This window comes from Demequina sediminicola (genome assembly GCF_000975055.1).
Lineage (GTDB): Bacteria > Actinomycetota > Actinomycetes > Actinomycetales > Demequinaceae > Demequina > Demequina sediminicola.
Genome location: NZ_BBRB01000001.1, coordinates 325,664 through 338,263 on the forward strand (window position 1 = coordinate 325,664; position 12,600 = coordinate 338,263).

General features: G+C 64.1%; 13 protein-coding genes and 1 riboswitch. Of the genes, 6 read left to right on the plus strand and 7 right to left on the minus strand.

Going from position 1 to position 12,600, the window contains the following annotated elements; all coding sequences use genetic code 11:
- Nucleotides 1-96 precede the first annotated feature (96 nt).
- The 3 genes from AOP79_RS01490 (at nucleotide 97) to AOP79_RS01500 (ending at nucleotide 3,415) form a co-directional block, all read left to right on the plus strand.
- Nucleotides 97-1,500 (plus strand): pyridoxal phosphate-dependent decarboxylase family protein, encoded by a 1,404-nt coding sequence (locus tag AOP79_RS01490; RefSeq protein WP_062070976.1) that lies wholly within the window; start codon nucleotides 97-99, stop codon nucleotides 1,498-1,500.
- Between the two features lie 131 nt (nucleotides 1,501-1,631).
- Nucleotides 1,632-2,900 carry a magnesium transporter MgtE N-terminal domain-containing protein gene (locus tag AOP79_RS01495; protein WP_062069765.1) on the plus strand — a complete coding sequence of 423 codons (1,269 nt, stop codon included), beginning with the start codon at nucleotides 1,632-1,634 and terminating at the stop codon, nucleotides 2,898-2,900.
- The gene (locus AOP79_RS01500) at nucleotides 2,897-3,415 is read left to right on the plus strand and encodes a DUF1003 domain-containing protein (RefSeq protein ID WP_062069767.1); all 519 of its coding nucleotides are present in this window, start codon (nucleotides 2,897-2,899) and stop codon (nucleotides 3,413-3,415) included. The genes AOP79_RS01495 and AOP79_RS01500 overlap by 4 nt, the downstream gene beginning before the upstream one ends.
- On the opposite strand, the gene AOP79_RS01505 is transcribed toward AOP79_RS01500, so the two are convergent.
- On the minus strand, nucleotides 3,412-4,032 hold the full coding sequence (locus AOP79_RS01505; RefSeq protein WP_062069769.1) for a hypothetical protein: 621 nt from the start codon (nucleotides 4,030-4,032) through the stop codon (nucleotides 3,412-3,414). The two genes, AOP79_RS01500 and AOP79_RS01505, sit on opposite strands and share 4 nt — an antisense overlap.
- Before the next feature lie 172 nt (nucleotides 4,033-4,204).
- On the opposite strand from AOP79_RS01505, the gene AOP79_RS01510 reads away from it, so the two are divergent.
- A complete protein-coding gene (locus AOP79_RS01510) occupies nucleotides 4,205-5,329 on the plus strand; it encodes an Mrp/NBP35 family ATP-binding protein (RefSeq protein ID WP_062069771.1) in 1,125 nt (374 codons plus the stop codon).
- Between the two features lie 68 nt (nucleotides 5,330-5,397).
- Here the strand turns inward: AOP79_RS01510 and AOP79_RS01515 are convergent, their stop codons facing one another.
- From AOP79_RS01515 to AOP79_RS01540, 6 genes are all read right to left on the minus strand, one after another.
- Nucleotides 5,398-5,883: a hypothetical protein gene (locus AOP79_RS01515; protein ID WP_062069772.1), complete on the minus strand. Its 486-nt coding sequence runs from the start codon at nucleotides 5,881-5,883 to the stop codon at nucleotides 5,398-5,400.
- 60 nt (nucleotides 5,884-5,943) lie between these two features.
- On the minus strand, nucleotides 5,944-6,747 hold the full coding sequence (locus AOP79_RS01520) for an exodeoxyribonuclease III (RefSeq protein WP_062069774.1): 804 nt from the start codon (nucleotides 6,745-6,747) through the stop codon (nucleotides 5,944-5,946).
- Nucleotides 6,747-7,634 carry a bifunctional methylenetetrahydrofolate dehydrogenase/methenyltetrahydrofolate cyclohydrolase gene (locus AOP79_RS01525; RefSeq protein ID WP_062069777.1) on the minus strand — a complete coding sequence of 296 codons (888 nt, stop codon included), beginning with the start codon at nucleotides 7,632-7,634 and terminating at the stop codon, nucleotides 6,747-6,749. Before AOP79_RS01525 ends, AOP79_RS01520 begins: the two co-directional genes overlap by 1 nt.
- Nucleotides 7,634-8,926, minus strand: a complete 1,293-nt coding sequence (glyA, locus tag AOP79_RS01530; RefSeq protein WP_062069779.1) for a serine hydroxymethyltransferase — start codon at nucleotides 8,924-8,926, stop codon at nucleotides 7,634-7,636. Before glyA ends, AOP79_RS01525 begins: the two co-directional genes overlap by 1 nt.
- Nucleotides 8,927-8,967: 41 nt before the next feature.
- A riboswitch (ZMP/ZTP riboswitch) is annotated at nucleotides 8,968-9,051 on the minus strand.
- 34 nt (nucleotides 9,052-9,085) lie between these two features.
- Nucleotides 9,086-10,099 (minus strand): acyltransferase family protein, encoded by a 1,014-nt coding sequence (locus AOP79_RS01535; protein WP_062069780.1) that lies wholly within the window; start codon nucleotides 10,097-10,099, stop codon nucleotides 9,086-9,088.
- A 36-nt stretch (nucleotides 10,100-10,135) separates the two neighbouring features.
- The gene (locus tag AOP79_RS01540; RefSeq protein WP_062069782.1) at nucleotides 10,136-10,669 is read right to left on the minus strand and encodes a GNAT family N-acetyltransferase; all 534 of its coding nucleotides are present in this window, start codon (nucleotides 10,667-10,669) and stop codon (nucleotides 10,136-10,138) included.
- 121 nt (nucleotides 10,670-10,790) lie between these two features.
- Here AOP79_RS01540 and AOP79_RS01545 point away from each other — a divergent pair, with 121 nt between their 5' ends.
- A complete protein-coding gene (locus tag AOP79_RS01545; protein ID WP_062069783.1) occupies nucleotides 10,791-11,603 on the plus strand; it encodes a CDP-alcohol phosphatidyltransferase family protein in 813 nt (270 codons plus the stop codon).
- 32 nt (nucleotides 11,604-11,635) lie between these two features.
- The gene (gene purU / locus AOP79_RS01550; protein ID WP_062069784.1) at nucleotides 11,636-12,490 is read left to right on the plus strand and encodes a formyltetrahydrofolate deformylase; all 855 of its coding nucleotides are present in this window, start codon (nucleotides 11,636-11,638) and stop codon (nucleotides 12,488-12,490) included.
- Nucleotides 12,491-12,600: the final 110 nt, after the last annotated feature.

The window sequence follows — 12,600 nt, forward strand, 5'->3', positions numbered from 1 at the left end:
GGGCCATCTCACCGCAAACTGGCCCCCTCTGACAAGGGCCAGACGCACGTTAACTGGCCCTGGCCTCAAGGGGCCAGTCCCGGCACCATCGATGGCATGACCACCACCCCGCTCACTCGCGTACAGACCAACCCCGCCTCCCGCGCGCGCCGCCGCGAGCGCATCGGCCTGATCACCGAGGCCTCGCGCCGAGCGGGTACTTACGCTGCCGGGGCGGGCGACCGCGCCATCTTTCCCCAGGCCGATGCTCTCGCTGGCCTCGACGCGTTCCGTCAACCCCTTCCCCAGGATGGCCGTCCCGCACGCGAAGTGCTGGCAGAACTCGACACCTTTGGGTCCCCCGCCACCACGGTGGTGAACGAAGGCCGATACTTCGGCTACGTCACCGGCGGCACTGACCCAGCAGCCCAAGCCGCTGCCATTCTGGCCGGTGCCTGGGACCAAAACGTCGGCAGTGGCTCCACCGCAGGCGAAGCAATTGACGCAGTTGCTTGCCAATGGATCGTTGACGCGCTCGGACTCCCCTCCCAGTCCGTAGCAGCATTCAACGGCGGAGCCACTGTCGCGAACCTCACCGGCATCATCGCCGCGCGAGACGCCCTCTACGCTCGCGCTGGCTGGTCAGTCGCGGAACAAGGACTCGTCGGCGCACGCCCTCTCCGAGTGATCGTGGGCGAAGAGGTGCACACCTCCGCTCTCAAGGCGCTACGGCTGGCAGGGTTCGGTGCGGCGCAGGTCGAGCGCGTCCCCACGGACGCCACTGGCGCAATCCGAGCCGATGCGTTTCCCCAGGACACCGACGATCACACCTTGGTGTTGCTCCAGGCAGGCAACGTCAATACCGGTGCGTCCGATCCGTTTGCCGACATCATCCCGGGCGTTCGCGAGCGCGGTGGATGGGTCCACATTGATGGCGCCTTCGGGCTCTGGGCGGCCGCGTCGCCGCAACTCGCCCACCAGGTAGCCGGAGTCGAACACGCCGACTCGTGGGCCACTGACGCGCACAAGTGGCTTTCCGTTCCCTACGACAGCGGCATCGTCATCGTGCGCGACGGCAACGACCTGGCGCGTGCCATGTCAGCCGACGCAGCCTACCTTCACCCCACTGCGGAAGCTCCAATGAACAAGGGCATTCAGATGTCGCAGCGCGCCCGCGCCATCGAGACCTGGGCGATGCTCGCCACCCACGGGCGCACCGGGCTGGCAGACCTGATCGAGCGCTCCTGCGCGCACGCTCGCCGGTTCGCTGCAGGGCTCGAGGAGGCCGGCGCGGAGATCTTGGCGCCAGTGGCGCTGAACCAAGTGCTGGTGGCCTTCGGTGACGCGGAACGTACCGCAGCCACCATCGCTGCGATCCAGGCCGAGGGCACATGCTGGGCTGGCTCAACCGTCTGGCACGGTAGGCCCGCCATGCGCATCTCCGTCTCCGACGCAGCCACCACTGCCGACGACGTCGATGCCTCCGTCGAGGCCATCGTCCGCAGTTGGGCATCCATCTAACGGCCCCGCGAACTTTTTCTCCGTCAAATGGAACCATTCTCGCGTCTAGGTCGAGCTAGACAGGCGAATGGTTCCATGTGACGGGGCGGAGTGGGGGCACTGGCGCACGCCTCCCGGTTAGGCTAGCCACCATGAGCCAGCCAGCCGAGCGCGTCTACCTTGCCCGTCTTGTCGGCACCGCTGTTTTCGACCCCATTGGCGACGCCGTGGGGCGTGTTCGCGACGTTGTCCTTCTCATGCGTCGAGGGGCCGCACCGAGCGCGGTCGGACTCGTGGTGGAGGTACCAGGGCGCCGCCGCGTATTCCTGCCCCTGACGCGGGTGACGTCGATCGCACCCGGCCAGGTCATCTGCACTGGAGTGTTGAACCTGCGACGCTTCCAAGCGCGCGCATCCGAAACTCTGGCCATTGCGGAACTCTTGGAGCGTTCGGTCACCATCAAGGATGGCAAGCACCCTGCGTTCATCGAAGACCTCGCGATGGAACCCAAACGTGGTGGGACGTGGCAGATCACCAAGCTCTGGGTTCGCAAAGCCGAGCGACGCAAGGGCGTCCTCGGTTTCTCACGCCGCGGCGAAGCACTCGTGGTGAACGTGGACGAGGTCACTGGCTTGCTCAGCCGCGACCAAGTTCAGGGCGCGCAACTGGTGATCCAATCGTTCGTTGACCACAAGCCTGCGGACCTCGCCGCAGCGCTGATGGAGATGTCGCCATCACGGTCAGCAGAGATTGCCGCTGCCCTTGACGACGAGCGCCTGGCCGATGTGCTGGAAGAGCTCCCCGAGGAAGATCAGGTCACTCTTCTGGGCACGTTGCGTTCGGAGCGCGCCGCCGACGTGCTCGAGGCGATGGACCCTGATGACGCTGCCGACTTGCTCGGTGACCTGCCTGAGGCACGCGCGCAACAACTGCTCGAACTCATGGAGCCCCAGGACGCAGACCAGGTCCGTCAGTTGCTTCACTACGAAGACGACACGGCTGGCGGTCTGATGACCACTGAGCCCGTGATCGTTGGCCCTGAGACTTCCGTAGCCGCGTGCTTGGCAATGGTGCGTAAGCAACAGTTGCCGCCGGCATTGGCATCAATGGTCTTCGTTGTTCGACCGCCGCTTGAGACCCCCACGGGACGCTTTATTGGCCTGGTGCACACACAGCGCCTCCTGCGTGAACCTCCCCACGACTCCGTGGGTGGCCACACCGACCCCGCAATTGAGCCCCTCGCGCCAGATGACTCCCTCCAAGAGGTGTCCCGCCGCATGGCGGCCTACGACATTCTCGCGATGCCCGTGGTCGACGACGACAACCGCTTCCTGGGCGCAGTCTCCATTGACGACGTGCTCGACCACATGCTGCCCAGCGACTGGCGCGAGCACATGGACGATGAGGAGGACGCACTATGAGCGAACGCCTCGACCGGCCCAAGGCTGAACAGTCACGCCTGTCTCTCAAGCGTTTCAAAAAGAACCGTCCGAGTGACCCCGACCGCATGGGAGCGATGACTGAGGGCATCGCACGCTTTCTGGGCACCACCCGATTCTTGATCTACCTGACGGTCTTTGTGTTGGTGTGGCTCGTATGGAACACCTGGGGACCCGAGAACCTCCGCTTCGACTCAGCCGCGAACGGATACACCGCGCTCACGCTAATGCTGTCGCTGCAGGCCTCCTACGCGGCACCGCTGATTCTGCTGGCACAGAACCGCCAGGACGACCGCGACAGGGTTGCCGCGGAGCAGGACCGTCAGCGCGCCGAACGCTCCCTCGCTGACACCGAGTATTTGGCACGTGAGGTAGCCGCTTTGCGTCAGGCCGTCAGCGAGACTGCCACGCGCGACTTCCTGCGCTCAGAACTGCGTGCGCTTCTGGATGAGCTCCAGCGCGACGACGAGAACGAGCAAGCCAAAAACGACGCTTAGAACACTTCTCGCTGCGATCGCCGACGCGCATACGTGTGAGTGGCGGTGGCAGCGCCGCACAGTGCAAGCATGACCGCCACGAGCGCAATCAAGGGCTCATCAAACAACCCTGCAGTCGTGCTCAGCGGATCTACCAAGGCGTCGTACAGCGCAACTCGAGGATCAGCGGCCGTGGCAACTGCAGCAGCCGACACTCGGCCCACGACGGCCCCGAGCCACAAGAACACCAACGCCAAGACCATCGAAACGGCCGACGCCGTGACACCGCGGCGCACTCCGCCGGAACGCAGTCCCGCACCAGCAAGAACACCAATCACCACTGCAGTGGGATATATCTCCCAGCCCACCAGAATGTGCAGGCTCACATAGAGCACAGCACCCAATGCACCCAAGGCCATCCCTGCCACCAGGCCACGAGCCCACCGCACACCCCACCGAGCATCGTCCGTCTCCACGAGGGGTAGATCGCTTTGAGGCATGCCCGGAGGCGCGGGGAACCTTCCTGCCCAGTCAGGAATACGAGCGGTGACGGGATAGATGCCCTCGGGGTACTTCACGTCCGCGACATCCGCGCGCGCTGAATCCGCATCGCTGCGCGCGTCAGTCCCCTCAGTCACCGTGCCCCCATACACCTTGGCGTTCCCCTCACGATCGGCCCCACCGTTGCATGTCAACGGCTAGCCGACAATAGCCAACGGACCTGCTGTGACGCACCTCACAGCACAAAACTGTGGATAACGGACAAGCCGCCCGTCGAAGAGGACTCCCTATAGCACCTACGATGGGGGCATGCCTATCGTCGATCTAGTTCGCGACGCCCTATCCACGGTCATCGACCCCGAGATCCGCCGCCCGATCACTGAGATCGGGATGGTGCGCTCCGTCGACGTCGAAGGATCCACCGCCCACGTTGGCATCGATCTGACCACCTCCGGTTGTCCCATGAAGGACCGCATCACCGGGGACGTGAAGGACGCCGCCATGCGCGTTGAGGGCATCGACGAGGTCACCGTCGAACTGGGCGCCATGAGCGAGGAGCAGCGCCTCGAATTGCGCTCCAAGCTCCGCGGCGGCAAGCCCGAACCCGTCATTCAATTCACTCAGCCCGGCAACATGACCCGCGTTTACGCGATCGCCTCCGGTAAGGGTGGAGTCGGCAAGTCCACGGTCACCGCGAACCTCGCTGCTGCCATGGCTGCCGATGGACTCAAGGTCGGCGTTCTCGATGCCGACATCTTTGGTTTCTCCATCCCCGGCATGCTTGGCGTTGAAGGACAGCCCACACGGCTCGACGACATGCTGCTGCCGCCCATCGCTCACGAAGTGAAGGCCGTCTCAATCGGCATGTTCGTGCCCGAAGGCCAGCCTGTGGTCTGGCGTGGACCGATGCTGCACCGCGCCATCGAACAATTCCTCGCGGATGTGTACTGGGGAGACCTCGACGTCCTCCTCCTGGACCTGCCGCCTGGCACTGGAGACATCGCGATCTCCGTGGCGCAGCTGCTCCCCCACGCAGAACTCGTCGTGGTCACCACCCCGCAGTCGGCTGCATCCGGTGTGGCCGAGCGCGCTGGCTCCATCGCGACGCAAACATCGCAGAGTGTTGTGGGCGTCATCGAGAACATGGCCTGGATGGAACAGCCCGACGGCTCCCGCTTGCATGTGTTCGGTGAAGGCGGCGGCCAAATTGTTGCTGACCGTCTCTCCAAGACACTCGGCACAGATGTTCCCGTCCTCGGACAGATTCCGCTCGACATCACGGCCCGTGAAGCCGGCGACGCGGGCACGCCTGTGGTCATCAGTGACCCGGACACGCCTGCGGCAGACGCCATGCGTGAGGTTGCGCGACGCCTCACTGGGCGTCAGCGTGGGCTTGCCGGGCGGTCGCTTGGCGTGACCCCGGTCAAGAAGTAGAGCGCACGTCTCGGTAGAGCGCACGGCTCAGTAGTACTGCGCCGTTCTCAGTGGGGAACTGAGTCACATCACGCGGAGGTGTGACCGGACTCTCCTGCCGGCGCGGATGGCTTTGCCCACCCAGCGATGATTGCTGCGACGAGGCCAGCCAGCAGTGTCCCTGCGCTGACCGGAGGCGTCGCCAGCGCAGTCTGCAACGCAGTGTCAAAGGACACCATTTCTACTCCGGTGAACCGTGCCAGTGGCAACACGGTCCCGGTCAACGTGCCTACCACTCCCATCAGGTGGACCCCAATGACGGCTGGAACAAACGCGCTCAGTTGCGTCTTCCACCCGCGCGCGGACGTCAGGTAGCGCACTGTCACTCCCACGCCGGATGCGACGAGGGCACCGAGGACGATGAGCGCAAGTGACCCGGTGTCTGCGGGCACCAAGAACGACAGCAGCAGTCCCACCAGGACCGCAACGCCAAGAGCCGTCGCGAACGGACCCATCGCCGTCGAACGCACGGAGTCCAGAATGGATGGGCGGGGCTGTGGCGACTGCTCGGTCATACGACTCTCCTGGTCTCAGATGAGGACTGGGTGCCTCACCATCGTACGGCGCAGATTCCCCTAGAGGGTGTAGTCGACCACCAAGGGTGCGTGGTCCGACCAACGCGAGGCATAGTCGGCGGCACGGTCTACGCGGACGTCCGTCACCGCAGCAGCAAGCGCTTTCGTCGCCAATTGATAGTCGATGCGCCAGCCAGCGTCGTTGTCGAAGGCCTTACCGCGCATCGACCACCACGTGTAAGGACCTGGCTGGTCGCCTGCATGCACACGGTGCACGTCGACCCAGCCTGCCTCGAGCCAACGGGTCACGTATGCGCGCTCCTCGGGCAAGAACCCGGAGGACTTCAGGTTGCCCTTCCAGTTCTTGATGTCGTTGTTGCCGTGGGCGATGTTGATGTCCCCCATGACAACGACCCGCTCGTAGGTCTCGGCCAGTGCGTCCAGACGTGCGGTCATGAGCTCCAGGAAGGCGTACTTGTCCGCCATCTTCACTGGGTCTTCGGCATTGCCTGAGTGAACGTAGACGCTCACCACGCGCACGTCGCCAGCGGGTGACGGCACAGTGGCCTCCACCCAGCGTCCAGTGTGTGTCGCTGCTGTCGCATCGCTGCCCAGCGCTTCAGCACCCAGCACGATGTCCGTCAATGGCTCGCGAGAGAGGATCGCGACACCGTTGCGGCCCTTCTGCTCACTGATGTGGTCGGCCACATGCCAGGTCTCGCCCAGCTGCCCGGCCACCAAATCCTGCGGTGCGCGTACCTCCTGCAGGCACACGACATCGGCTTGGACCTGGTCCAACCAGTCGCCCATGCCCTTACGCATCGCTGCACGGACACCATTGACGTTGACAGAAGCAATACGCATTAGCGGATACCGGCCTGACGTTCACTGGCTTCCACCACGTTGGCAAGCAACATGGCGCGGGTCATTGGCCCCACTCCCCCAGGGTTGGGTGAGAACCATGCAGACTTGGCGACTGCATCGGCTGAGATGTCACCGGCGACCTTGGACTTGCCGGTCTCCGGGTCCGTGATGCGTGACACGCCCACGTCGACCACCACGGCACCGTCCTTGACCATGTCCGCACCGATGATGTCGGGCACACCTGCGGCGGCAACAATGACGTCGGCGACGCGTGTGTGAGACGCAAGGTCCTCGGTGCCGGTGTGGCACAGGGTCACGGTGGCGTTGACGTCCTTACGGGTAAGCAACAGGCCGATGCTGCGGCCCACTGTCGTACCGCGGCCCACGACGACCACGTGTTTGCCTCGCAAGTCGACACCGTGACGTTCGATCAGTTCGATGATCCCCTTTGGTGTGCACGGCAGGCTCGACTCGACCGGCTCGGACGTGCGCAACACGAGGCGCCCCAAGTTGGTGGGGTGAAGCCCGTCCGCGTCCTTGTCAGGGTCGACCAGTTCGAGCACACGGTTGGTGTCGATGCCGTCGGGCAAGGGCAACTGAACAATGAAGCCGGTGCAGGTCGGGTCATCGTTGAGACGCTGAACTGCCGCTTCGATCTCCTCCTGGGAGGCCGATGCGGGAAGGTCCTCGCGAACGGAGGTGATGCCCACTTCTGCGCAGTCGCGGTGTTTGCCGGCGACGTACCAGGTGGAACCTGGGTCCTCGCCGACGAGCAACGTGCCGAGGCCCGGAGTCACGCCGCGGTCCTGAAGGACCGCGACGCGCTCGGCAAGCTCGGACTTGATGGCTGCCGCAGTGGCCTTGCCGTCGAGTCGCTGGGGGGCCATTACTGCTGCAGGCCCGGGTACAGCGGGAAGTTGTCTGCGAGCTTCTTGATGCGTGCACGCAGTGCGTCGATGTCCGCGCCACCCTTAAGGGCGGTGGCGATCACGTCGGCAACCTCGGTGAACTCTTCCGCGCCAAAGCCGCGGGACGCGAGTGCCGGGGTGCCCAGGCGCAGGCCGGAGGTCACCATCGGGGGACGTGGGTCGAAAGGCACCGCGTTGCGGTTGGAGGTGATGCCGACCTGGTGCAGGAGATCTTCGCCGTCCTGACCGGTGAGTTCGGAGTTGCGCAGGTCAACGAGGACCAGGTGAACATCGGTACCACCGGTGACGACGTTCACGCCAGCCTCAATGGCATCGGGCTGCGTGAGGCGTTCCGCGATGATGCGTGCACCCTCGAGGACGCGCTCCTGGCGCTGCTTGAACTCGGGAGCAGCGGCGGCCTTCAGCGCGGTGGCCTTGGCGGCAATCACGTGCATCAGCGGGCCACCCTGCTGGCCAGGGAAGACCGCAGAGTTAAGCTTCTTGGCGTATTCCGTGTCGCGCGACAGGATCATGCCGGAGCGTGGTCCGCCAATAGTCTTGTGGATGGTCGTGGACACAACGTCCGAGTGCGGCACGGGGCTGGGGTGCAGGCCCGCGGCGACGAGGCCCGCGAAGTGGGCCATGTCGGTCCACAGCTTGGCGCCCACCTCGTCCGCGATGGAGCGGAATGCTTCGAAGTCGATGTGGCGGGGGTATGCCGACCAACCGGCGATGATGACCTCAGGACGCTCGGCGAGAGCCTGCTCACGCACCTGCTCCATTTCGATACGGTGCGACTGCTCGTCCAAACCATAGGCAGCAACTTCGTAGAGCTTGCCGGAGAAGTTCAGCTTCATGCCGTGCGTGAGGTGACCACCGTGAGCCAACGACAGGCCCATGATCTTGTCACCGGGGTTGATCAGCGCGTGCAGCACCGCAGCGTTAGCGGTGGCACCCGAGTGGGGCTGGACGTTCGCGTACTCAGCACCAAAGAGGCTCTTGGCGCGGTCGCGTGCGATGTTCTCCGCAACGTCGACCTCTTCGCAGCCACCGTAGTAGCGGCGGCCGGGGTACCCTTCCGCGTACTTGTTCGTCAGGACCGAACCCTGAGCCTGCAGCACCGAACGGGGAACGAAGTTCTCCGAGGCGATCATCTCAAGGTAGGTGCGCTGGCGGTCGAGTTCCCGGTCAAGTACCTGGGCAATCTCGGGGTCAAAATCCTGCAGCGTGGCGTTCATCACGTCTGCGGTGGCGCTGGAGTCGGTGCTCATGCGTTCCCTTTCTGAAGGCGGCGGGCCGCCGTGTGTCCGGTGACTTCGGCCCAGGCGTACGACCAACAGTCTGAGAAAATGCCGCTCCCTCGTGGTGTCCCACTGCGCCAGTCACGACGCGCGCCAGTCTAGCAACGTGAACGCACCCCCGCATCTACGTCAACGGCGCACCAGATCACGCCAAAACATGTAGTCCATGAGGGGACGCGTAGCTCGTACCACCGCCGGCCTCGACACCACGTAGGAGAATCCCGCAGCAAAGGCCATTAGTCCCAAGAGCATCAGCGATTCCGGCCAGTCGACGCCATAGCCGTCGAGGTGCGCGGGGTACAACACCAGGGGGTGGAGCAGGTAGACCGGCAGTGTCGCAGCCCCGATGGACGCCACCACGGTGTTGCTACCGCCACTGAGGGCGAGGATTGCCAGGGTCAGCACGGCACCCGCGACAAGTACGGCTGCACGTTGCGCCATCCCCTCCCCGTTGGTCTGGCCGATGTCGGCATAGCTTTCCGAAAGGAAAAAGATGGACCGAATCACGGTGTCCTCGCTAAACCAACTCCACACGAGCGCACCAGCCAAAGCGGCGACGGCGAGCACACGCATGCGGGCTGCCCGGATACGCGGCCACCACGAGTCACGCCACATCAGTCCAGCCGCGAAAAACGGAGCGAAGCACACGATGCGCTCCACAGAGAGTTCCTGTCCCACCATTCCCACGGTTCCCAACGCGACACCCGCGATCGCGAGCCCCGGCACTACCCACCACGAGGAGCGCAACAGGGGCGCGCTCAGGCGCCAGGCTCCCAATGCCACGAGGTACCACAGAGTCCACGAAGGGGTCAGGAAACTCACAGAAAGTGGCTCGCCCGTTAACGCTGCGTTGAAGACTGCTTGCGCCAACGTGAACACCACATAAGGAAAAGCCAACTTTAGGAACGTGCGTCCCGGTGCCCATCGGCTGGAGTAACGGGTCACGTAGCCAGAGACAAAGACAAACGCCGGCATGTGAAACATGAACAGCCATTGCGCGGCCGTTTCGGCGAACTGACCCTCCAGGGGCTCGATGGCATGGCTGAACACCACCAGGATGATGAGCACGCCAGCAAGGGAATCGACCGAGCGATCACGCTCGGTACGGCGAACACCTGCCGTGTGCGAAGTAGATGCAGTCACCACACCAGTGTGCGATGGTGTCGTTCTCAGAGCGACTCAGTTATCGCCGCGCACCGCATTCACATCGGCGTCATCGTCAACGATTGCGCCTGATTCGAGGACCTTTCGCAAGTATGCGTAGGTAAGGTCACCGTTCACCTGGTCAAACTGGTAGTCGTACCCAGCCTTGTTGTACATCGAGATGTTGTGCTTCGAGTTCTGGCCTGTAAAGACCCATACTTCACGGGTCGACTCCGGCAAATAGCCCAGCACCGCAAACAGCAACTGCGTTCCGATGCCTTGGCCCTGCAGGTCAGGAACCACTGCGAGACGACCGATGGTGGCCTTGTCCCCCTCAAGCCCCACACGAATCGACCCAATGAGTCGATGCCCTTCCCAAGCACCCAAGGTGACGACGTCGTCGGACTCAAGGTCCACAATCAACTCGTCAAGGCTCTGCGTCAGCGCAGGAATGTTCGGATCGTTGTACAACTGCGCTTCAGTGACGAACGCGGCACGCCGCACCGTCAAGAGCTCACCTGCTTGGCTCGCACCAATCACGTCAATTCGCACGCTGTCTGACTCGGTCATAGTCCTATCGTGGCACGTTTCCGCCCTCGGGTCAGACGCCACGCTTAGGTACCTCGTGCCTGCGACCATGCACCGCACGCCCCCCGCGAACCACCTTGACGCGCGCCATTACTGTAGGGGCATGAACGCCGTCCCCCTCGAGCCCCGCCTGGGCCGCCAGAACCCCACAGTCGCTGAGGTAAAGCTTGAGGGACAGCCCGTCCATATCCGCACCCGCGCCAACGCAGAGCACTGGTCCGCTGATCTGTGGTGGCGCCACCTCTCCCCCTACATCTCAACCGCCGCAATCCGTGCAGGACTGAGCGCCAACAGCGTCTCCCTCATCATGGTGGCGTGTGGGTGGGCAGCCGCACTCAGCCTTCTCACTGGAAGTTGGTGGGGCGCACTACTGGCCGTATTCTTCGCTCACGCCCAGATGCTCATTGACGCAGCCGACGGCGAGGTCGCCCGATGGCGCCGCACCATGTCACCGCGGGGAATCTTCATCGACCGGCTCGCCCACACCACCACCGAATCGTTCATGCCGCTGTGCTTCGGCATCGGATGGGGCCTCGCCCACCCTGACCAGGTGTGGCAGGGAGTCGCCGGCGGTGCAGTCCTGGCGATGTTTGTCCTCATCAACAAGTCCGTCAACGACGCCGTGGCAGTGTCCCGCGCATACGCCGGCCTCGGCAAGCTCCCCGACACCCAAGCGGCTGGAACCCCCAAGCCGGGCCTCGTGGCCACCGCACGCCGAGCAGCACGACTCCTGCCCCTGCATCGGCTCTATCACTCCGTCGAGCAATCCCACCTGTACTTTGTCGCGATGCTCATCTCGCTTGCCGTTCCCGCAGTGTGGGGATGGACCCTCGTCGCGCTTGTGGCGATCACGCCCCTCGTGGTGGTCGGACACGTCGCGTCGGTCTGGCAGTCGAGCCGCCTCACCGCGTCCTAGCCCACCGGCGCGAATCGTTACGCTGTAGCACTATGAGCACCGCCGAGACCCGCTACGTCCTCGCACTGTCATGCCCCGACCAGCCCGGCATCGTCCACGCTGTCTCAGGCTTGCTTGCCGAGCACGGAGGAAACATCACCGAGTCTCAACAGTTCGGCGATCCCGACACTGGACTCTTCTTCATGCGGGTCGAGGTCATGACGGTCGCTGCAGATAGCGAACTGCGCGCCGCGGTCACCTCCCTCGCAGAGCGATTCTCGATGACGTTCAAACTCGACCGTGCGGGACGCCCCATGCGCACACTCGTCATGGGCTCGAAGTCCGAGCACTGCGCCAACGACCTCCTCTTCCGCGAACGCGCCGGAACTCTCCCCATCGACATCGTCGCCATGGTGGGCAACCACACCACGCTGAGCGATCTCGCGGGCTTCTACGGGAAGAACTTCCACCACATCCCAGTCACCCCCGAGACCAAGGCCGACGCCGAAGCGGAGCTCCTCGCGCTCGTGGCAGAACTTGATGTGGAACTCGTTGTCCTCGCCCGCTACATGCAGATCCTCTCCCCCGAGCTCTCCGCAGCGCTGCACGGGAAGGCGATCAACATCCACCACTCGTTCCTGCCGTCATTCAAAGGCGCGCGCCCGTACTTCCAGGCCCACGATCGCGGCGTCAAACTCATTGGCGCCACCGCGCACTATGTGACGAGCGACCTCGACGAAGGTCCCATCATTGAGCAGGAAGTAGAACGCGTCGATCATTCGCACACGCCCCAGAGCCTCACCGCCGTGGGAGCCGACGTGGAACGCCGCGCACTCGCACGGGCCGTGCGCTGGCACGCAGACCACCGCATCCTCCTCGACGGCCACCGCACCATCGTCTTCCGGTGACGAACGGGCCATTCACCCACGCCCGTCCCCGCTTCAGTAGCGAAGGCGCGGTTCACTAGCGAGCACAAAGTTTGGCAGCAACGACGGGCTGCGCTCATGCAACCGGACGG

Coding starts and splice junctions, on each gene's coding strand:
- AOP79_RS01490 (WP_062070976.1), top strand. CDS start 97: ATGACCACCACCCCGCTCACTCGCGTACAGACCAACCCCGCCTCCCGC.
- AOP79_RS01495 (WP_062069765.1), top strand. CDS start 1,632: ATGAGCCAGCCAGCCGAGCGCGTCTACCTTGCCCGTCTTGTCGGCACC.
- AOP79_RS01500 (WP_062069767.1), top strand. CDS start 2,897: ATGAGCGAACGCCTCGACCGGCCCAAGGCTGAACAGTCACGCCTGTCT.
- AOP79_RS01510 (WP_062069771.1), top strand. CDS start 4,205: ATGCCTATCGTCGATCTAGTTCGCGACGCCCTATCCACGGTCATCGAC.
- AOP79_RS01515 (WP_062069772.1), bottom strand. CDS start 5,883: ATGACCGAGCAGTCGCCACAGCCCCGCCCATCCATTCTGGACTCCGTG.
- AOP79_RS01520 (WP_062069774.1), bottom strand. CDS start 6,747: ATGCGTATTGCTTCTGTCAACGTCAATGGTGTCCGTGCAGCGATGCGT.
- AOP79_RS01525 (WP_062069777.1), bottom strand. CDS start 7,634: ATGGCCCCCCAGCGACTCGACGGCAAGGCCACTGCGGCAGCCATCAAG.
- glyA (WP_062069779.1), bottom strand. CDS start 8,926: ATGAGCACCGACTCCAGCGCCACCGCAGACGTGATGAACGCCACGCTG.
- AOP79_RS01540 (WP_062069782.1), bottom strand. CDS start 10,669: ATGACCGAGTCAGACAGCGTGCGAATTGACGTGATTGGTGCGAGCCAA.
- AOP79_RS01545 (WP_062069783.1), top strand. CDS start 10,791: ATGAACGCCGTCCCCCTCGAGCCCCGCCTGGGCCGCCAGAACCCCACA.
- purU (WP_062069784.1), top strand. CDS start 11,636: ATGAGCACCGCCGAGACCCGCTACGTCCTCGCACTGTCATGCCCCGAC.